General features: G+C 70.4%; 20 protein-coding genes. 11 read left to right on the top strand and 9 right to left on the bottom strand.

Annotated features, from left to right (window positions below; genetic code table 11):
* The first annotated feature begins 65 nt into the window (after nucleotides 1-65).
* On the top strand, nucleotides 66-431 hold the full coding sequence (locus ACFT32_RS27105; protein WP_382494157.1) for a hypothetical protein: 366 nt from the start codon (nucleotides 66-68) through the stop codon (nucleotides 429-431).
* Nucleotides 432-513: 82 nt separating this feature from the next.
* A complete protein-coding gene (locus tag ACFT32_RS27100) occupies nucleotides 514-1,161 on the top strand; it encodes a dihydrofolate reductase family protein (protein WP_382494155.1) in 648 nt (215 codons plus the stop codon).
* Between the two features lie 136 nt (nucleotides 1,162-1,297).
* Here the strand turns inward: ACFT32_RS27100 and ACFT32_RS27095 are convergent, their stop codons facing one another.
* Nucleotides 1,298-1,729: a MarR family winged helix-turn-helix transcriptional regulator gene (locus ACFT32_RS27095; RefSeq protein ID WP_382494669.1), complete on the bottom strand. Its 432-nt coding sequence runs from the start codon at nucleotides 1,727-1,729 to the stop codon at nucleotides 1,298-1,300.
* A gap of 83 nt (nucleotides 1,730-1,812) precedes the next feature.
* Here ACFT32_RS27095 and ACFT32_RS27090 point away from each other — a divergent pair, with 83 nt between their 5' ends.
* Nucleotides 1,813-2,685: an alpha/beta fold hydrolase gene (locus ACFT32_RS27090; RefSeq protein ID WP_382494153.1), complete on the top strand. Its 873-nt coding sequence runs from the start codon at nucleotides 1,813-1,815 to the stop codon at nucleotides 2,683-2,685.
* 16 nt (nucleotides 2,686-2,701) lie between these two features.
* Here the strand turns inward: ACFT32_RS27090 and ACFT32_RS27085 are convergent, their stop codons facing one another.
* Complete coding sequence (locus ACFT32_RS27085) at nucleotides 2,702-3,070, bottom strand: DUF4345 family protein (protein WP_382494151.1); 369 nt, start codon at nucleotides 3,068-3,070, stop codon at nucleotides 2,702-2,704.
* 48 nt (nucleotides 3,071-3,118) lie between these two features.
* Nucleotides 3,119-3,412: a hypothetical protein gene (locus ACFT32_RS27080; protein WP_382494148.1), complete on the bottom strand. Its 294-nt coding sequence runs from the start codon at nucleotides 3,410-3,412 to the stop codon at nucleotides 3,119-3,121.
* A 263-nt stretch (nucleotides 3,413-3,675) separates the two neighbouring features.
* Here ACFT32_RS27080 and ACFT32_RS27075 point away from each other — a divergent pair, with 263 nt between their 5' ends.
* The gene (locus tag ACFT32_RS27075; protein WP_382494147.1) at nucleotides 3,676-4,500 is read left to right on the top strand and encodes a Scr1 family TA system antitoxin-like transcriptional regulator; all 825 of its coding nucleotides are present in this window, start codon (nucleotides 3,676-3,678) and stop codon (nucleotides 4,498-4,500) included.
* Nucleotides 4,487-4,705, top strand: a complete 219-nt coding sequence (locus ACFT32_RS27070) for a DUF397 domain-containing protein (RefSeq protein ID WP_382494145.1) — start codon at nucleotides 4,487-4,489, stop codon at nucleotides 4,703-4,705. The genes ACFT32_RS27075 and ACFT32_RS27070 overlap by 14 nt, the downstream gene beginning before the upstream one ends.
* Here the strand turns inward: ACFT32_RS27070 and ACFT32_RS27065 are convergent.
* Nucleotides 4,683-4,853, bottom strand: coding sequence for a hypothetical protein (locus tag ACFT32_RS27065; RefSeq protein WP_382494143.1), 171 nt, complete (start codon nucleotides 4,851-4,853; stop codon nucleotides 4,683-4,685). The genes ACFT32_RS27070 and ACFT32_RS27065 overlap by 23 nt on opposite strands.
* A gap of 502 nt (nucleotides 4,854-5,355) precedes the next feature.
* Here ACFT32_RS27065 and ACFT32_RS27060 point away from each other — a divergent pair.
* Both ACFT32_RS27060 and ACFT32_RS27055 read left to right on the top strand, forming a co-directional pair.
* Nucleotides 5,356-7,626 (top strand): ATP-dependent RecD-like DNA helicase, encoded by a 2,271-nt coding sequence (locus ACFT32_RS27060; RefSeq protein WP_382494140.1) that lies wholly within the window; start codon nucleotides 5,356-5,358, stop codon nucleotides 7,624-7,626.
* 178 nt (nucleotides 7,627-7,804) lie between these two features.
* Nucleotides 7,805-9,094, top strand: coding sequence for a citrate synthase (locus tag ACFT32_RS27055; RefSeq protein WP_382494137.1), 1,290 nt, complete (start codon nucleotides 7,805-7,807; stop codon nucleotides 9,092-9,094).
* 627 nt (nucleotides 9,095-9,721) lie between these two features.
* Here the strand turns inward: ACFT32_RS27055 and ACFT32_RS27050 are convergent.
* The 3 genes from ACFT32_RS27050 to ACFT32_RS27040 form a co-directional block, all read right to left on the bottom strand.
* Nucleotides 9,722-11,959 carry a heavy metal translocating P-type ATPase gene (locus ACFT32_RS27050; protein ID WP_382494134.1) on the bottom strand — a complete coding sequence of 746 codons (2,238 nt, stop codon included), beginning with the start codon at nucleotides 11,957-11,959 and terminating at the stop codon, nucleotides 9,722-9,724.
* Nucleotides 11,960-12,119: 160 nt separating this feature from the next.
* Nucleotides 12,120-12,359, bottom strand: coding sequence for a heavy-metal-associated domain-containing protein (locus ACFT32_RS27045; RefSeq protein ID WP_382494132.1), 240 nt, complete (start codon nucleotides 12,357-12,359; stop codon nucleotides 12,120-12,122).
* A gap of 83 nt (nucleotides 12,360-12,442) precedes the next feature.
* A complete protein-coding gene (locus tag ACFT32_RS27040) occupies nucleotides 12,443-13,108 on the bottom strand; it encodes a TetR family transcriptional regulator (RefSeq protein ID WP_382494130.1) in 666 nt (221 codons plus the stop codon).
* A 163-nt stretch (nucleotides 13,109-13,271) separates the two neighbouring features.
* Here ACFT32_RS27040 and ACFT32_RS27035 point away from each other — a divergent pair, with 163 nt between their 5' ends.
* Nucleotides 13,272-15,482 carry an MMPL family transporter gene (locus tag ACFT32_RS27035; RefSeq protein WP_382494128.1) on the top strand — a complete coding sequence of 737 codons (2,211 nt, stop codon included), beginning with the start codon at nucleotides 13,272-13,274 and terminating at the stop codon, nucleotides 15,480-15,482.
* A 75-nt stretch (nucleotides 15,483-15,557) separates the two neighbouring features.
* On the top strand, nucleotides 15,558-16,601 hold the full coding sequence (locus ACFT32_RS27030; RefSeq protein ID WP_382494126.1) for a zinc-dependent alcohol dehydrogenase family protein: 1,044 nt from the start codon (nucleotides 15,558-15,560) through the stop codon (nucleotides 16,599-16,601).
* A 66-nt stretch (nucleotides 16,602-16,667) separates the two neighbouring features.
* On the opposite strand, the gene ACFT32_RS27025 is transcribed toward ACFT32_RS27030, so the two are convergent.
* Both ACFT32_RS27025 and ACFT32_RS27020 read right to left on the bottom strand, forming a co-directional pair.
* Entirely contained in the window at nucleotides 16,668-16,868 is a 201-nt protein-coding gene (locus ACFT32_RS27025) for an AlpA family transcriptional regulator (RefSeq protein ID WP_215121270.1), read from the bottom strand.
* Between the two features lie 317 nt (nucleotides 16,869-17,185).
* Nucleotides 17,186-17,437, bottom strand: a complete 252-nt coding sequence (locus ACFT32_RS27020) for a hypothetical protein (protein ID WP_382494124.1) — start codon at nucleotides 17,435-17,437, stop codon at nucleotides 17,186-17,188.
* 283 nt (nucleotides 17,438-17,720) lie between these two features.
* Here ACFT32_RS27020 and iolC point away from each other — a divergent pair, with 283 nt between their 5' ends.
* Both iolC and ACFT32_RS27010 read left to right on the top strand, forming a co-directional pair.
* Nucleotides 17,721-18,671 (top strand): 5-dehydro-2-deoxygluconokinase, encoded by a 951-nt coding sequence (gene iolC, locus ACFT32_RS27015; protein WP_382494122.1) that lies wholly within the window; start codon nucleotides 17,721-17,723, stop codon nucleotides 18,669-18,671.
* On the top strand, nucleotides 18,668-19,549 hold the full coding sequence (locus ACFT32_RS27010) for a deoxyribose-phosphate aldolase (protein ID WP_382494119.1): 882 nt from the start codon (nucleotides 18,668-18,670) through the stop codon (nucleotides 19,547-19,549). Before iolC ends, ACFT32_RS27010 begins: the two co-directional genes overlap by 4 nt.
* Nucleotides 19,550-19,552: the final 3 nt, after the last annotated feature.

Here is a 19,552-nt window from a genome sequence, read left to right as displayed (position 1 = left end):
GCGGGGGGCTCCCCGGCGGTTCAGGGTGGAAGGAGGAGGTCCGTTTCCAGGCGAGCGGAGGAGTCATGACGGCGGCGACCCGGAACGACGTACCCGTCGCCCTCGAAGGCGACGGTGTGGAGGTCCGCAACATGCCGATCGGGGGCGACATGTCGGTGAGCTACATCAGCCTGCCGCGCGGCACGGACATGGGCCCGGCCCTCAAGGGCCTGCCCGACGACGCGTGCCAGTGCCCCCACTGGGGCTATCTGCTGAAGGGCCGGATCAGGATGAGCACGGCATCCGGCGAGGAGGAGTACGAGGCGGGGCAGGCGTACTACTGGGCTCCGGGCCATGTGCCGCTCGCGCTGGAGGACAGCGAGCTGGTGGAGTTCTCCCCGACCGACGAATTCAAGCAGGTCATCGAGCACGTGGTGGCGCAGTCCGGGTGAGACGGGCAGGGGGCTCCCCAGGGGGCCGATGAGTTTCGCCGGCCGGAGGGGTCCACCCCTCATCGACCACAGGAGGAGCCCCGTGCCTCAGCTACTGCGCGTGCAGAACTTCAACGTCTCGAGCGACGGATTCGGCGCCGGCGAGAACCAGAGCCTGGAGCGTCCGTTCGGCCACGCCGACCCCGGAACGATGTTCGCGTGGGCCGGGGCGACGGCGAGCTGGCCCAACCGCACGGACCCCGGCGGCAGCCGTGGCCTCGACGACTACCTCACCCGTGACTTCGCCAACAACATCGGCGCCGAGATCATGGGCCGCAACAAGTTCAGTCCCCATCGTGGCCCCTGGCAGGACCACGACTGGAAGGGCTGGTGGGGCGAGGAACCGCCGTTCCACACCCCGGTGTTCGTGATGACCCACCACGAGCGCCCCTCCTTCACCCTCTCCGACACCACCTTCCACTTCGTCGGCGGCGACCCGGCCGAGGTCCTGGCCCAGGCGCGGGAGGCGGCGCGGGGCAAGGACGTCCGCCTCGGGGGAGGGGCCGCCACCATCCGGGAGTTCCTCGACGCGGACCTGGTCGACACGCTGCACGTGGCGGTCTCGCCGGGGGTGAAGCTCGGGTCGGGTTCACGGCTCTGGGAGTCCCCCGACGAGCTGCTCGACCGCTTCCACCGCGACGTCGTACCGAGCCCGAGCGGGGTGACGCACCACCTGTTCTGGAGGCGGTGAGAGCCACGGGAGACGGTGAGCCACGGGAGACGGTGAGGCAAGTGGAGCGTTCGGGACAACGGGGAGTCTGGCTGCCTGGGCTTTCGTGGATGGGGACGGCCCGAGCGCTCCACTCGCCCATCCTCCCCGCGCGCCCCTAGTCGCCCTCCCCGGCCGCGGCCTCCCGCACCCCGGTCAGAAAGCCCCTGATCGCGGCCAGTTCCCGCTCGTCGTACCCGCTCAACAGACCCACCGTCCGGTCGATCAGGGGTCCGAAGTGCTGCCGGCCGAGGGTGATCGCGCCCTCGGTCACCTCGATACCGACCTTGCGACGGTCCCGCTCGCCGCGCACCCGCCGCACATGCCCGGCCCGCTCCAGCCGGTCGACCAGTGCCGTGGTCCCGGCCGAGTTCAGACCGAGCGCGGCGCCGAGTCGCCCCGCCGTGGTCTCCTCACCCGCGCGGTGGGCGTCCATCAGGACGATCAGCGCCCGGACATCGGTGGGATGCATGCCGTTGCGCTGGGCGAACCGGGCGCTGTGCAGCCCCAGATCGACGGTCACGGCGCGCAGCAGATGGACGAGCTCCATCTCCTGGTCGGACACGGGCCGCCTCCGATATCATCTCGCTGAGCAAGTATCTCGCTGAGCAAGATAATAAGGGGTCCTGGCTCATGAGCGCTCGTGGTACGTACGACAGCGGCAACTTCCTCGCCGCCTACGACAAGGTCATGGCCAAGTGGCCGACGGCGCGGGAGGCCGCGACCGTGCCCACACCCTTCGGCTCGACGCACGTCAACATATGCGGTCCTGCCGACGGGCCCCCGATCGTCCTGCTGCCGGGCGGCGGAGGCCCGACCTCCGCGTCCTGGTACCGGCAGGCCGCCGAACTGTCCCCTGTCCACCGGCTGTACGCCGTCGACCTGTTCGGTGCCCCGGGCCGCAGCACACCGGTCCCCGGCCGCCACCCCCGTACGACCGCCGACCTGGTGTCCTGGCTGGACGCGGTCCTCAAGGGCCTCGGCCTCACGGAGACGGACCTGGGCGGGCATTCGTACGGCGCCTGGATCGCGCTGCAGTACGCCCTGCGCGCACCCCATCGGGTGCGCCGCCTGGTCCTCTTGGACCCGACCATGTGCTTCGCCAAGCTGAAGCCGGCCTACGGACTGCACGCGGTGCGGATGGCGCTGCGGCCCACGCCCCGCCGGGTCCGGACCTTCCTGGAATGGGAGACCGGAGGCGCCTCCCTCGACCCCGACTGGCTCGCCCTCCAGGAGGCGGCCGTGGGTTTCCCCTCCGTGCGGCCGGTGGTGGGACCACGCCCGAAGCCGGGCGCGCTGCGCGGCTTGGACCTGCCGGTCCTCGTGCTCCTCGCCGAGAACACCCGGACCCACAACCCGTCCAAGGTGGCCGCCCGTGCCGAGAAACTGCTGCCACGCGCCACGACGGCGACACTTCCGAACGTCTCCCACCACGCCCTGCCGCACGCCGCCCCCGCCGAAGCGAGCCGCCGCATCACCGACTTCCTGACCGGCCCGGCCGGCTGAGCCCCGTCCACGCCGACTACGCACAGCTGACCAGCACAACGGCTCCCACGGTCTCGACCCAGAAGTAGAACCAGGACGGGTAGAACGCCGACGGTCGCTCCACCACCCACGCCCCCAACCGCCCGAACGCCATCCCCGCCAGCGACACCGCCACCGTGATCACCACGCCGGACCGCAGATCGCCGGAGGCACCGAGGGCTGTCAAGGCGAGGAGGGCACCGACAGCGACACCAAAACCGCCGTAGACAGCCCGGACTTCAGCACGCGCCTCGGGAACGGTCAGCTCGATCCCGAAGGGCCGGATGAGCGCCCTCGGAGCGACAAGCCCGAAGAGGCCCATACCCAGGAAGAACAGTGCGACGGCGCCGATAAGGACGGAGGACATGACGGCGAGGGTGCCGCAGGAGGGCGCGGCCCTCAATTACCTCCCTGGTCATGGACTTTCGGGCGGGGAGAGGCGTTCCCCCCTGCTCTCCGCGACCCGCCTGACGTCCCGCAGGCACTCGGTGAGCCGCATGGCCAAGTAGTGCAGCTCCGCACTCGTCACCCGTTGCTCCGCGAGGAGTTCGTCGGCGTGCCCGAGCAGGTCGTCCGCCATACCGAGCTGTACGTCCTCGATGTCGTCGGCGAGACGGGAGACGTAGCCGGTCCCGTCACCCACGAGATAGCACGGCTTCCCGTCGGAACCGGTCCATGGCAACAGGCGTTCCCGTGCTCCACCGGTCATGCGCCCGCCTCCGTCATCAGGCATGCACACCGCCGGCACGGGACCGGTGCCGACGGCCGCCGTCGCCGCCCGCGAGGCGGGAACAGGAAGCGGAGGATCGGCTCGAGGAGCCGGGCGATTCGGTCGGTCATGTCTGTCGGCCTGCCTTCTCACCTGCGGTGACTGCGTTCTGTGCTGAATCACTCACAGAGTGGGGTCGGCTCTGGCTACGCTGCCAGGGGTCTGGGCTTGACATCGCGCTTGTCAAGAAGAGGAGTTGGCCGATGGGCGATCGCCGCGCACTTCGAACGCCGCGTCAGAAATACGGAGAGGAGCTGCGGCTGAGGCGGACAGCGGTCGGCCTCACCCAGGAGGAACTGGGCGACCAGGTCGTGTGCTCACCCACACTGATCAGCCATTTCGAGGCCGGGAGGCGCCTGCCGAAGCCGGATGACGCGTTGCGGATCGACCGGGCGCTGGGGACGGATGGGTTCTTCGCGCGGTGGCTGGAGGATCTGGAGTCGAAGTACACCGATCACTTCGCAGCCGTGGCCGAGCTTGAGCAACTCGCCCTGCTGATCCAGCAGTTCGCGCTCTCGCTGGTCCCCGGAGTGCTGCAGAGCGACGACTACGCACGCGCTCTCTTCCGGGCGTACCGACCGAATCACACGCCCGAGGAACTTGACGAACTCGTTGTCATCCGAACAAGGCGTCGCCGAATCCTCGACGGACCGGCGCAGCCCGTGGTCTGGACACTGCTTGACGAGGCGGTTCTTCGGCGATGTGTGGGCGGGCCGCAGGTCATGGCGGAACAGCTGCACAGGATCGCGGACATGGCCGAGTCGGGGCGGCTGCGCCTGCACGTCCTTCCCTACGGCGTGGGGGCGCACGCGCTCATGCAGAGCCTGCTGACGCTCATGACATTCGAGGACTCGGCCCCGGTGGCCTACGTCGAGGGCTTCCAGACCGGGAACTTGATGGACGACCCTGCCCTGGTGAGTGCTTGTCAGACCGCTTACTCTCTGGCCCTGAGCGACGCGTTGTCGCAGCAGCAGTCACTGTCCCTAGTCAGGGCGGCAGCGGAGGAACACGCGAATGGTCAGCAGTGAGCGCCCTCTCACCGGCTGGTACAAGTCCAGCTACAGCGGTGGCGACCAAGGCGAATGCCTGGAAGTGGTAGGCGGCCACACCACCGTCCCCGTCCGCGACAGCAAGAACACCCCCGGCCCCACCCTGACCTTCTCCCCGACCGGCTGGACCGCCTTCGTCACCGCCCTCAAGGACGGCCACCTCACCGCCGCAAGCTGTAACTGACCAGCGACGCCCCCACCACCGATCCGAACGCCGGCAGCAGAAACTGTGCGAAGGCCTCCCAGCCCCACACGATCCCCGCGCACGCCGCCGTGATGTTGATGGCCAGGGACATGATCCACAGGGCGACGCTCTGAGCCTGGGGTGACATCGTTCCTCGTTGTCATACGGTGCGGGGGGAATTCGCTGGGCGGGGCGGAATCAACCCGGCCCCGGGCTCGGAAGGGGGCGGAATTCCGGTGTGGGTGTCCGGTCCGCAGGGGGAGAGCCGGGGGTGTTCTCGTCCGGCGCGGAAGGTCCCGGAGCCACGATCGCGTGGTCCCCGGAAATCGCCGGAGCCATCATGAGCAGCGTCAACGTGCTGACGGCGCACAGGCCGACGAGAAGGGTTCCTGCGGAGTGCGCGCGCCGAAGGGCGTTCGGGCCTGGGGGACGCATCGGCATCACGGTCACTCCGGAATCGAAATCCGCCCCCCTTGATGAACTCCTGGATCCTCCCACGGGTAAGAAGCTCAAAAGGGACGACACTGATGCTTGAACTGTAAAGCTTCAGGCTTTCGTGTGAATCCAGCGTGAAATGTGAGAGCCCGGCCGCATACTGATCGGTCGCTTTATCCGAGGGCGTTGTCCTACCCAGGCGGTACGGTCCCACCATGACCGATCAGGGCGAGCGCCGACTGGCCACGCTGGAAGGCGTGCTGGAGCGCATCACATACGCCAACGAGGAGAACGGCTACACGGTCGCCCGGGTCGACACCGGCAGAGGCGGCGGTGATCTGCTCACGGTCGTCGGCGCGCTGCTCGGCGCCCAGGTCGGCGAGTCCCTGCGGATGGAAGGGCGTTGGGGCTCGCACCAGCAGTACGGGAAGCAGTTCCATGTCGAGAACTACACGACCGTTCTGCCCGCCACCGTCCAGGGCATTCGCCGCTACCTCGGCTCGGGGCTGGTCAAGGGCATCGGGCCGGTCTTCGCCGACCGGATCACGCGGCACTTCGGGCTGGACACGCTCCAGATCATCGAAGAGGAGCCCAAGCGGCTGATCGAGGTCCCGGGTCTCGGCCCCAAGCGGACCAAGAAGATCGCCGACGCCTGGGAGGAACAGAAGGCCATCAAGGAGGTCATGCTCTTCCTCCAGACCGTCGAGGTGTCCACGTCCATCGCCGTGCGCATTTACAAGAAGTACGGCGACGCCTCCATCTCCGTCGTGAAGAACCAGCCCTACCGGCTCGCGTCCGACGTCTGGGGCATCGGCTTCCTCACCGCCGACAAGATCGCCCAGTCCGTGGGCATCCCGCACGACAGCCCGGAGCGCGTCAAGGCGGGCCTGCAGTACGCGCTGTCGCAGTCCACCGACCAGGGGCACTGCTTCCTCCCGGAGGAGCAGCTGATCAAGGACGCGGTCAAGCTACTCCAGGTCGACACGGGCCTGGTCATCGAGTGCCTCGCCGAGCTGGCCGAGCCGGGGGAGGACGGCGAAGAACCGGGCGTCGTACGGGAGAAGGTCCCGGGGCCGGACGGAGGGGAGCCGGTCACCGCCATCTACCTCGTGCCCTTCCACCGCGCCGAACTCTCCCTCTCCGCCCAGCTGCTGCGCCTCCTGCGCACCGAGGAGGACCGGATGCCGGGCTTCCGTACGGTGGCCTGGGAGAAGGCCTTGACCTGGCTCAAGGCCCGCACGGGTACCGACCTCGCCCCGGAGCAGGAGGCCGCCGTCAAGCTGGCGCTGACCGAGAAGGTCGCCGTCCTCACCGGCGGCCCCGGCTGCGGCAAGTCCTTCACGGTCCGCTCGATCGTGGAGCTGGCCCGCGCCAGGAAGGCCAAGGTCGTGCTCGCCGCCCCGACCGGCCGGGCCGCCAAGCGCCTGTCCGAGCTCACCGGCGCCGAGGCCTCCACGGTCCACCGCCTGCTGGAGCTGAAGCCGGGCGGTGACGCGGCGTACGACCGGGACCGTCCGCTCGACGCCGACCTGGTGGTGGTCGACGAGGCGTCCATGCTGGACCTGCTGCTCGCCAACAAGCTGGTGAAAGCCGTGCCGCCGGGGGCGCATCTGCTGTTCGTCGGGGATGTGGACCAGTTGCCGAGCGTGGGCGCGGGGGAGGTGCTGCGGGATCTGCTCGCCGACGGGGGACCGATCCCCGCCGTCCGTCTGACCCGGGTCTTCCGGCAGGCCCAGCAGTCGGGCGTGGTGACGAACGCCCACCGGATCAACGCCGGCCAACACCCCGTCACCGACGGCATGAAGGACTTCTTCCTCTTCGTCGAGGACGAGACAGAGGAGGCCGGGCGGCTCACCGTGGATGTGGCGGCCCGTCGTATCCCGGCCAAGTTCGGGCTCGATCCGCGCCGCGATGTGCAGGTCCTCGCCCCCATGCACCGGGGCCCGGCGGGCGCGGGCACCCTGAACGGCCTGCTCCAGCAGGCCATCACCCCCGGCCGCCCCGACACACCCGAGAAGCGGTTCGGCGGCCGGGTCTTCCGCGTCGGGGACAAGGTCACCCAGATTCGCAACAATTACGAGAAGGGCGAGAACGGCGTCTTCAACGGCACCGTCGGCGTCGTCACCTCGCTCGACCCGGTCGACCAGCGGCTGACCGTGCTGACGGACGAGGACGAGGAGGTTCCGTACGACTTCGACGAGCTCGACGAGCTGGCGCACGCGTACGCGGTGACGATCCACCGCTCCCAGGGCAGCGAGTACCCGGCGGTCGTCATCCCGGTCACCACGGGCGCCTGGATGATGCTCCAGCGGAACCTGCTCTACACGGCGGTCACCCGGGCCAAACAGCTGGTCGTGCTCGTCGGTTCGCGCAAGGCCATCGGCCAGGCGGTGCGCACGGTGTCGGCGGGCCGGCGGTGCACGGCACTCGATTTCCGGCTCGGATCGCACGGATCGCAAAAAAATGATCGATCAAACGAGTCGTGAAGGTCACAGAGGCTTCCGGATGGGGAAGACAGGGGGCAGGATGAGCAAGTTGACGGCACTCAGTGCCGCCAATAGGCCCGATGGTCGACCCCGAGTGCACTCTCCTGAGCCAAGTGGGGGATGGTAGAGACAGTCAGGGCAACCTCGAAGATGAGGCACAACGTCGGTGAGGGAAGACGTGAGCGACAACTCTGTAGTACTGCGGTACGGCGACGGCGAGTACACCTACCCGGTGATCGACAGCACCGTAGGGGACAAGGGCTTCGACATCGGGAAGCTCCGCGCCCAGACCGGTCTGGTGACACTGGACAGCGGTTACGGCAACACCGCCGCGTACAAATCCGCCATTACCTACCTGGACGGCGAAGCGGGCATCCTGCGGTACCGCGGCTACCCGATCGAGCAGCTGGCCGAGCGCTCCACGTTCCTGGAGGTCGCCTACCTGCTGATCAACGGCGAGCTGCCGACCGTCGACGAGCTCTCGACGTTCAAGAACGACATCACGCAGCACACCCTGCTGCACGAGGACGTCAAGAACTTCTACAAGGGCTTCCCGCGTGACGCCCACCCGATGGCCATGCTGTCCTCGGTCGTCTCGGCGCTGTCCACGTTCTACCAGGACAGCCACAACCCGTTCGATGAGCGCCAGCGGAACCTCTCCACGATCCGCCTGCTCGCCAAGCTCCCGACGATCGCGGCGTACGCGTACAAGAAGTCGATCGGTCACCCGTTCGTCTACCCGCGCAACGACCTCGGCTACGTCGAGAACTTCCTCCGCATGACCTTCTCGGTCCCGGCGCAGGAGTACGACCTGGACCCGGTCGTGGTCTCCGCGCTCGACAAGCTGCTGATCCTGCACGCGGACCACGAGCAGAACTGTTCGACCTCCACGGTCCGCCTGGTCGGCTCCTCGCAGGCGAACATGTTCGCCTCGATCTCCGCCGGCATCAACGCCCTGTGGGGCCCGCTGCACGGCGGCGCCAACCAGTCGGTGCTGGAGATGCTGGAGGGCATCCGCGACTCCGGCGGCGACGTCGACACCTTCATCCGCAAGGTGAAGAACAAGGAGGACGGCGTCCGCCTGATGGGCTTCGGCCACCGGGTCTACAAGAACTTCGACCCGCGCGCCAAGATCATCAAGGCCGCCGCGCACGACGTGCTGTCCGCGCTCGGCAAGTCCGACGAGCTGCTGGACATCGCGCTGAAGCTGGAGGAGCACGCGCTCTCCGACGACTACTTCGTCTCGCGCAGCCTCTACCCGAACGTCGACTTCTACACGGGTCTGATCTACCGGGCCATGGGCTTCCCGACCGAGATGTTCACGGTCCTGTTCGCCCTCGGCCGGCTGCCGGGCTGGATCGCCCAGTGGCACGAGATGATCAAGGAGCCGGGCTCCCGCATCGGCCGCCCGCGCCAGATCTACACGGGCGTGGTCGAGCGTGACTTCGTTCCCGTCGAGGCCCGCTGAGACGCGGTAACCGCACGAGCCCCCGTATCCGGCTGCCGGGTGCGGGGGCTCTCGCGTAGGCCCTGAGAGGGGCGATCTCTTACGTGATTTCTTACGCAATGAAGAAGGCGCCCCGGAACGCCGGTCCCCCCACGGGCCGACGGCCAGGGCGCCTTCTCAGTCCCGGTGCGGATTCCCCCCACGGGATCCGGCCGGGCGTCTGTGAGGACAGCGCCTGAATCGCTGTGAGCACAACGAGCAAAACTCGTCGTGCCTCTGTCGTGTGCGATCTGCCGGGACAGCGCACGTCCGGGAGGGCCGCTCAAAGCTTCCCGGTGTGCGTGCCCCGGCAACGCATCTCTGGAGAAGTCCCCCAAGACATCTCCAGATGTCAGGTCACGCCCCCCAAGACGCTCCCTGACATCGTCAACTTAGACCTTCGAACCCCTTCGATGGTTACGTTCACATCACTGTGATCTGCGTCTCTTGCATATGTCCGTTAGCTGCGCAAGAGCCCGGAAATGCCGTCCGGGACTCAAGCGTAAGGATGATGCGCGAGCCTTGTGAAGAGCTTATGTGAGCCGGGCTCGGGACTCCAGAGGGGCTCATATCAGGTTCGCCGCGAACTTAGGCCGAATTCGGGGGACTTCACCGGAATGTCCGGAGACGGAGGCTGTTCGTGACGACGAAGACCGACGAGAAGGCCATCGCGGCCCCCGCGATCATCGGGTTCAGCAGCCCCGCGGCGGCCAGCGGCAGCGCGGCCACGTTGTAGCCGAAGGCCCACACGAGATTGCCCTTGATCGTGGCCAGCGTCCGGCGCGACAGCCGGATCGCGTCCGCGGCCACCCGCAGGTCGCCGCGGACCAGCGTCAGATCGCCCGCCTCGATCGCCGCGTCCGTGCCGGTGCCCATGGCCAGGCCCAGATCGGCGGTGGCGAGCGCGGCCGCGTCGTTGACGCCGTCGCCCACCATGGCGACGACCCGCCCCTCGGCCCGCAGCCGCCGTACGGCGTCGACCTTGTCCTCGGGCAGTACCTCCGCGACCACCTGGTCGATCCCCACGGCCTTCGCCACCGACTCGGCCACCGCCCGGTTGTCACCGGTCAGCAGCACCGGAGTGAGCCCCAGTGCGCGCAGCTCCCGCACCGCCTCGGCGCTGGTCTCCTTGACCGCGTCCGCCACCGCCAGCACGGCCCGCGCCGTCCCGTCCCAGCCGGCCACGACGGCCGTACGCCCGGCCCGCTCGGCCTCGTCCCGCGCGCGGGCCAGCTCCGGCGGTACGTCGTCGAAGAGCCGTCCCACGGCGACCTCACGGCCCTCCACCCGCCCGCGTACGCCCCGCCCGGGGACGCTCCGGAAGCCCTCGACCTCCGGGAGCTGTCCGGCCCTCTTCTCGGCGCCCAGCGCGATCGCCCGCGCGACGGGGTGCTCGGAGGCGTGCTCGACGGCGCCCGCGAGCCGCAGCACCTCCTTCTCGTCGGTGCCCTCGGCGACGTACACCTCCTGGAGGGTCATCCGGCCCGTGGTGACCGTGCCGGTCTTGTCCAGGACGACCGTGTCGATCCGGCGCGTGGACTCCAGGACCTCCGGGCCCTTGATGAGGATGCCGAGCTGAGCGCCGCGGCCCGTGCCGACCATCAGCGCCGTCGGGGTGGCCAGGCCCAGCGCGCACGGGCAGGCGATGATCAGCACCGCGACGGCCGCCGTGAAGGCGGCGACACCGTCGCCGGTCAGCCCGAGCCACGCCCCGGCCGTGGCGACGGCGATCAGCAGGACCACCGGCACGAAGATCCCGGAGATCCGGTCGGCGAGCCGCTGCACCTCGGCCTTGCCGTTCTGCGCGTCCTCCACCAGCTTCGCCATGCGCGCGAGCCGGGTGTCGGCGCCGACCCGGGTGGCCTCGACGACCAGCCGGCCGCCCGCGTTGACCGTCGCGCCGGTGACCGTGTCCCCGGCCGTCACGTCCACCGGCACCGACTCGCCGGTCAGCATCGAGGCGTCCACCGCGGAGGCCCCTTCGACGACCGTGCCGTCGGTGGCGATCTTCTCGCCGGGCCGTACGACGAACCGGTCGCCGACCGCCAGCCGCTGCGCCGGGATCCGCACCTCGCGCCCGTCCCGCAGGACGGCCACGTCCTTGGCGCCCAGTTCCATCAGCGCCCTGAGCGCGGCCCCGGCGCGGCGCTTGGAGCGGGCCTCGAGGTAGCGGCCCAGCAGGATGAAGGCGGTGACGCCGGAGGCGACCTCCAGGTAGATCTGGGAGGCGCCGTCGCCGCGCGAGACCGTGAGCTCGAAGGGGTGCCGCATACCCGGCATGCCCGCGTCGCCGAGGAACAGCGCCCACAGGGACCAGCCGAACGCGGCCAGCGTGCCGAGGCAGACCAGTGTGTCCATGGTGGCGGCGCCGTGCCGGGCGTTCGTCCAGGCGGCCCGGTGGAAGGGCAGTCCGCCCCAGACGACGACCGGCGCGGCGAGGGTGAGCGAGAGCCACTGCCAGTTGTCGAACTGGAGGGCCGGGATCATCGCGAGCAGGATCACGGGCACGGCGAGCACGGCCGAGACGGTGAGGCGGCGGCGCAGGGCCGACAGCTCCGGGTCCTCAGCGGCGGCGGGTTCCTCCTCGCGCGGGGGCGCGGGCTCCTCGGCGGTGTACCCGGTCTTCACCACGGTGGCGATCAGATCGGCGACCTCGGTGCCCGCGGGGTAGCTGACCCTGGCCTTCTCCGTCGCGTAGTTCACCGTGGCCGTGACGCCGTCCATGCGGTTGAGCTTCTTCTCGACGCGGGCCGCGCAGGAGGCGCAGGTCATCCCGCCGATGAGCAGCTCGACCTCGGCGGCCGCCGGCTCGCGGTCCGGCGGCGCCTGGGCGGTGGTGCTGGTCATGTCCTTCACTCCAGGAGGTGGCGGGGCGCCCGGGAAACGGAACGGGCCGTACGGGCCGGGGCGGCGGCCGTACGGCCCGTACGTCGGTACGAGTGCCAGGCCTTGAGCGTCTCAGGCATGGCTTCCGGGCTCTGGGCCCGGCGCGCTGTGAACGCGGGGGTCAGGCCCGGCCGGCCAGCTCGAAGCCGGCCTCGTCGACGGCGGCGCGTACGGCCTCTTCCTCGAGCGGGGCCGCGGAGACGACGGTGACCTCGCCGGTCTTGGCGACGGCCGTCACCGAACTGACGCCGGAGATCTCGGAGATCTCGCCGGAGACGGCGCCCTCGCAGTGTCCGCAGCTCATGCCGCTCACCTTGTAGACGGTGGTGACGGGGCCCGTGGTGTCGGTCTGGGCGGTCATGTCGTTACTCCTCGTCGAGGCATGTGGGGCTGTGGGGACCCGCGAGGGGCCCGCACACTTCCCCACTGTACCCCTAGGGGGTATCAGTGGACGACGTCCTCGACCAGAGGTCGCAGGTAGCGCACCAGGACGTCCTTCAGCTCCTGGATGTACGCCTCCCGCTCGGCGCCCTCGTGGGCCAGGACCAGCTCCAGGCCGGCCATGTAGATGGCGACGCACATCTGGGCGGTGCGGGTGACGGCGGGGGCGGGCGCGTCGGGCACGAACGGGGCGAGGATCGCCTCGACCCGGGCGACCAGTGTCGTGTGCAGCGCGTCGTGCTCCTCGGCGATGCGACCCGGGATGTCGGGGCCGTGCAGGAGCGCGAAGAAGGCCGGGTGGCGGCAGTTGAACTCGATGAAGCGGTCGACGGTCCCGGCGATCACCTCCTCGATCGGGGTGGCCGCGGGGTCGATCGGGGCGAGGATCTCGTCGTACGACTGCCGCATCTCGTGCATGAGCCGCCCGCCCAGCTCGATCGCGATCGCTTCCTTGTTCGGGAAGAACTGGTACAGCGTGCCCGGCGAGACGCCCGCCTCGCGGGCGATGGCGTTGGTGCTGGCGGCCGTGTAGCCGGTCGTGGAGAAGACCGTGGCGGCGGCTTCCAGTAGTTGGGTGATCCGGCGCTCGCCGCGGGCCTGGCGTCGGCGCGGCCGGTCCTCGGCCGCCGCCGTCGTCTCCGTCGCGGGTTTCTCGGTCTTCTCGGGCACGCGTTATCCCCAGGTCTCATCACGCGATTGACAAACGCGAGTGGCCGCTCGCATTCTGGAGTCGGCAGAAATGCGAGCGAACTCTCGTGTTTGCCAGTCTATGGCAGCCCCGCGCTGTCAGGCTGCGCCTGGACACGGGTCACGGTGAAGGGGACACCGCACGATGACCGAAGTCAACACACCACCACGCACCGGCGGCTGGACCCGCTTCGTGACCGCGAGGCCCAGACTGTCGCTGCTGGTGGCACTGGTGATCACCGCGCTCGCGGTGCTGGCCGGCAGCGGCGTCGCCGACCGGCTCGGCGCCGGCGGCTGGGAGGATCCGGCCGCCGAGTCCACCCGCGCGACCAAGGCCCTGGAGCGCGAGTTCCCCGGCTCCCAGCCCAACCTGCTGCTCCTGGTCGACGCGGGCGACGCCTCGGTCGACGACCCGGCCGTGGCCGCCCGGGCCGAGCGTCTCGCCGAGCGGCTGGCGAGCGAGCGGGGCGTCACCGGTATCGGTTCCTACTGGCAGTCCGGCACCCCGGCCCTGCGCGCCGAGGACGGCCACGAGGCGCTGATAGCCGCCCGTATCACCGGTGACGAGAAGACCGCCGCCGAGACCCTGGAGCGCATCGCGCCCCAGTACCGCGGCGCGCACGGCCCGCTGGAGGTCACCGTCGGCGGCCCGGTCGCCGTGCGGCACGAGATGCAGACGATCATCCAGGAGGACCTGACCAGGGCCGAGCTCATCGCCCTGCCGGTGACGCTCGTGCTGCTGGTGATGGTCTTCGGCAGCGCGGTCGCGGCCCTGCTGCCGCTCGGCATCGGCATCGTCGCCATCCTCGGGACCAACGCGATCCTGCGCGGCCTCACCGAGCTCACCGACGTGTCTGTGTTCGCGATCAACCTCACCACGGCCCTCGGCCTCGGCCTCGCCGTCGACTACGCACTGTTCATCGTCCGCCGCTTCCGCGAGGAACTGTCCACGGGCGCCGAGCCCTTGACGGCGATCGGCACGACCCTGCGCACCGCCGGCCGCACGGTGCTGTTCTCCGCGCTCACGGTCGCGGTGTCCCTGGCCGCGATGCTGGTCTTCCCGCAGTACTTCCTGCGGTCCTTCGCCTACGCCGGGATCGCAGTGGTGCTGCTGGCCGCGGCGGCCGCGCTGATCCTGCTCCCGGCGGCGCTGATGCTGCTCGGCAACCGGGTCAACGCCCTGGACCTGCGCCGAGTGTTCCGGCGCGGACACCGGCCGCAGCCCGCCGGGGAAGAGGGCAGAGCGTGGGCGCGTACGGCGACGCTCGTCATGCGCCGCGCCCCGTTCTTCGCCCTGGGCACCACAGCCGTCCTCGTCCTGCTGGGCCTGCCCTTCCTGGGCGTGAAGTTCGGCACCGCCGACGACCGCCAGCTGCCCTCGACCTCCGAGTCCCATGTAGTGCAGCAGCACATCCGGGAGGGCTTCCCCGGCAGCCCCGACGGCGGCCTCGAAGTACTCGCCCAGGGCCGCGCGACCGAGGCGCAGTACGGCGCCTACAAGGAGCGGATCGCCGGCCTGCCCGATGTACAGCGGGTCGAAGGGCCGCTGGTGAAGGGCGACTCGGCGTACTTCACCGTGCTGCCGAAGGGCGAGGCGGTCGACGATCCGGCCCAGCGCCTGGTCGGTGAACTGCGCGAGGTCCGGGCCCCCTTCGACACCGAGGTGACCGGCACCGCGGCCGCCCTGGTCGACTCCAAGGACGCCATAGGGGAGCGCCTTCCGCTCGCGGCCGTCTTCATCACGATCGTCACGCTGCTCCTGGTCTTCCTCCTCACGGGCAGCGTGCTGATACCGATCCAGGCGGTCGTGCTCAACGCGCTCAGTCTGACGGCCATGTTCGGCGCGGTCGTCTGGGTCTTCCAGGACGGCCACCTGTCCGGCCTGCTCGGCTTCACCAGTCCCGGCTCCATAGAGACGACCCTGCCGGTCCTGATGTTCTGTGTGGCCTTCGGCCTGTCCATGGACTACGGGGTGTTCCTGCTCTCCCGTATCAAGGAGGAGTACGACCACACCGGCGACCACGACCAGGCCGTCCGGCACGGCCTGGCGCGCACGGGCGGGCTGATCACCGCGGCGGCGGTCATCCTGGCCGTGGTCATGGTCGCGATCGGCACCTCCCGGGTGACCAACACCAAGATGCTCGGCCTGGGGATCGCGCTGGCGGTCCTGATGGACGCGATGATCGTCCGCAGCCTCCTGGTCCCCGCGGTCATGCGCCTCACGGGCCGCGCCACCTGGTGGGCCCCTCGCCCGCTGCGCCGCTTCCATGAGCGCTTCGGCCTGAGCGAGGGCGAACCGGAACCGGCGAAGGAGACGGAAGAGGCCAGAGACAAGGTCGGAGCGTCGCATGCCTGATCGCCCGGGAAGGTAGGGGTACTCCGGGATCTCGGACGTGCGCGATCCGGACATGAGCGAGAAGGCGGGTGGACCATGCGGGCCGTGGTGTTCGAGCGGTACGGGGAGACGGCCGAGGTCCGGGAGGTCGCGGATCCGGAGCCCGCGGAGCACGGGGTCGTCGTGCGGGTCGAGGCCACCGGCCTGTGCCGCAGCGACTGGCACGGCTGGCAGGGCCACGACCCGGACATCGCCCTGCCGCATGTGCCCGGGCATGAACTCGCCGGTGTCGTCGAGGCGGTGGGTGCCCGGGTGACCGGATGGCGGCCCGGCGACCGGGTCACCGTGCCGTTCATCTGCGCCTGCGGCACCTGCCCGTCCTGCGCGGCGGGCGACCATCAGGTGTGCGAGCGCCAGACCCAGCCCGGCTTCACGCACTGGGGCTCCTTCGCCGAGTACGTGGCGCTGGACCACGCCGATGTGAACCTCGTGGCGCTCCCCGGGGAACTGTCCTTCGCCACGGCGGCCTCCCTCGGCTGCCGGTTCGCCACGGCGTACCGGGCGGTGGTGCGGCAGGGCCGGGTCGCGGCGGGGGAGTGGGTCGCGGTGCACGGCTGCGGCGGGGTCGGGCTCTCGGCGGTGATGATCGCGGCGGCGTCGGGAGCGCGGGTCGTGGCCGTCGATGTGTCGGCCCGGGCGCTGGACCTGGCGCGGAGGTTCGGGGCCGCGCAGTGCCTGGACGCGACAGCGGCGCCGGACACCGCGGCGGCGGTCCGCGATCTGACCGGCGGCGGCGCCCACCTCTCGCTCGACGCCCTCGGCTCACCCGCCACCTGCGCCGCCTCGGTGAACGGCCTGCGCCGCCGCGGCCGGCACGTCCAGGTCGGTCTGCTGCCCTCACCGACCGGCACGACACCCGTCCCGATGGCCCGCGCCATCGCCCTGGAGCTCGAACTCCTCGGCAGCCACGGCATGGCCGCGCACAGCTATCCGCCGATGCTGGAACTGGTCCGCGGCGGTGTGCTGCGCCCCGACCTGCTGGTGACGTCCACGATCACGCTGGACGAGGTCCCGTCCGCGCTGGCGGCGATGGGGACGGCACCGGGAGCGGGGGCGACCGTCATCGAGCCGTGGAGCTGACGCCCCCGCAGAAGATCAGAAGACCGTGCCCCACGCGACGGTGGGGCACGGGGCCGGCACGAGAGGTCAGTCGTCTCTTCGCCCGCGGTTGCCGGGCCTGGAGGCGACCCAGGCCCGGACCGTGTCGGCGTACCAGTAGGGCTTGCCGCTCTCGACATGGTCGGGCGGCGGCAGCAGTCCGTGCTTGCGGTAGGACCGCACGGTGTCCGGCTGCACCTTGATGTGTGCCGCGATCTCCTTGTAGGACCAGAGCTTTCGGTCGGTCATGACGTGCACCTCCCCGCGCGAGCCACGGGGACGGCGGAAGGGCCGTCAGGGGGAGCCGGGCATCGCGCTGGCGATCAACTAAGCCTGTGCCGGGTCCAACGACACCCGGTGACGGCGGGCAGGGCCTGTGTGCCAGGTGTGACGGAAGGCCCGCGTCCTTGCGACACGTGTGACAGGAAGCGGGCGTTTGTGACACAGCCGGGGCAAAGGCGCCCTTGCGGACCGTCGCGGACAAGGCCTAGCCGTCAAGACCGTCCAGCAGCCGCCATGTCGTAAGGGCGATCCCGGCGCGCAACAGGCCTGCTGGCTCGGTGAGTTCACGCCTCGGCGGCGCCGGCGATCGCGGCCACGTCGGTGTTGTCCCGCGCGGCGTCGGGAGGCACCTGGGCGAGCAGGGCCAGTGCGCCCAGGCTGTCGTAGGGGACGACCGCCCGGCGCGAGGTGGTGAATCGGAGGGCTGTGCGGGCCTGCTGCCAGGACCGGTCGGGGCTGTCGGCGGCACCGATGCCCGCGAGGACGCCGTGCGGGAAGCGCTCCCGGTCCACGGTGGTGGCCAGGACGACACCCACGTCGCCGACCGGCAGATCGGCGGCGAAACCCAGGAGCCGCCGCGCCCGGGCCCGTAGCGCTCGACGACCGCGGCGGCGGCGAGGCCCAGCCGCTCCAGCAGCACCTCGTCGAGCGGCAGGGGTGCCCGTCACCCTGCCCCGCGGCAGCCGTCTGGACTCGCGGGCCGACCAGAACACGCGGAAAGCGCTGTCATGATCTGGTCCGAATGTCCGGACAAAACATTGACAGGGCTTCGGGAAGGGGACTAGAACACCGGGGAGAGCCGACACCGAGGGGTATCCGATGGCGTACGACCTGATCACCATGGGGCGGATCGGAGTGGATCTGTATCCGCTCCAGACGGGCGTCCCGCTGCCGCAGGTCACGTCCTTCGGCAAGTTCCTCGGCGGCTCGGCGACGAACGTCGCGGTCGCCGCGGCCCGCCTGGGACATCGGACCGCGGTGATCACGCGCACCGGCGACGACCCCTTCGGCACCTACCTCCACGAGGCCCTCAAGGACTTCGGCGTGGACGACCGCTGGGTCACCCCGGTCCCCGGCCTGCCCACCCCGGTCACCTTCTGCGAGGTCTTCCCGCCGGACGACTTCCCGCTGTACTTCTACCGCCGCCCCAAGGCCCCCGACCTTGAGATCGATGCCCACGAGCTCGACCTCGACGCCCTCCGTGACGCCCGCGTCTTCTGGGTCACCGGCACCGGCCTGAGCGAGGAGCCCAGCCGTACGGCGACGCTGGCGGCGCTCGCCCACCGCGCCAAGTCCGGTACGACCGTCTTCGACCTCGACTGGCGCCCCATGTTCTGGCCCGACCCCGACGCGGCCCGCCCCTTCTACAAGGAGGCCCTGCGCCACACCACCGTCGCGGTCGGCAACCTCGACGAGGTGGAGGTCGCCACCGGCGTGCGCGAACCGCACGCCGCGGCCCGCGCCCTCCTCGACGCGGGCGTGGAACTGGCCGTCGTCAAGCAGGGCCCCAAGGGTGTCCTGGCCGTCAACCGCGAGGGCGAGAGCGCCGAGGTCCCCCCGCTGCCCGTGAACGTCCTCAACGGCCTCGGCGCCGGCGACGCCTTCGGCGGCTCCCTGGTCCACGGCCTGCTGGCCGGCTGGGACCTGGAGAAGACCATGCGGCACGCCAACGCCGCCGGCGCCATCGTCGCCTCCCGCCTGGAGTGCTCCTCCGCGATGCCCACCCCGGGCGAGATCGAGGCGGCCGTCACCGCGGGGGCCGTCAAGTGACCGTCGACGTCTCCGAACTCGTCCGCCTGCGCAGCCACCGCCCGGAGGCGATCGCCGAGGCCGCCGCCCGCCGCCCCCGCCGGCCCCTGCTGAACGACAACGGCCGGCTGATGATCGTCGCCGCCGACCACCCGGCCCGCGGCGCCCTCGGCGTCGGCGGCCGCAGCATGGCCATGGCCAACCGCGCCGACCTCCTGGAGCGCCTCTGCCTGGCCCTGTCCCGCCCCGGCGTGGACGGCGTCCTCGCCACCGCCGACATCCTCGACGACCTGCTGCTGCTCGGCGCGCTCGACGGCAAGGTCGTCCTGGGCTCGATGAACCGCGGCGGCCTCCAGGGCGCGAGCTTCGAACTCGACGACCGCTTCACCGGCCACCGCCCCGAGGACATCGAGCGCCTCGGCTTCGACGCGGGCAAGCTGCTCCTGCGCATCGACTACGACGACCCGGGCTCCCTCACCACGATGGAGTCCACCGCACGCGCGATCGACGCCATGGCCGCGCGCCGGCTCCCTGTCTTCGTCGAGCCGTTTCTCAGCCACCGCACCCCCGAGGGCAAGGTCAGGAACGACCTGTCCGCCGAGGCCGTCACCAAGTCGATCGCCATCGCCTCCGGCCTGGGCGGCAGTTCCGCCTACACCTGGCTGAAGGTGCCGGTCACCGCCAACCCCGACGACATGGCCGAGGTCATGGCGGCTTCCACACTGCCCGCCGTACTGCTCGGCGGGGAGGTGGGGGACGACCAGGACGGGGCGTACGAGAAGTGGCGCGGCGCCCTCCAACTGCCCACCGTGCGCGGGCTGGTGGTCGGCCGTTCGTTGCTGTACCCGGCGGACGGCGATGTGGCCGCCGCCGTGGACACCGCCGTAGGACTGCTGTGAGGG

Origin of the sequence: Streptomyces sp. NPDC057002 (assembly GCF_042673825.1) — a bacterium.
GTDB lineage: Bacteria > Actinomycetota > Actinomycetes > Streptomycetales > Streptomycetaceae > Streptomyces.
The sequence above is the reverse complement of the archived record's forward strand: the minus strand, read 5'-3'. Positions and strand labels throughout refer to the sequence as shown.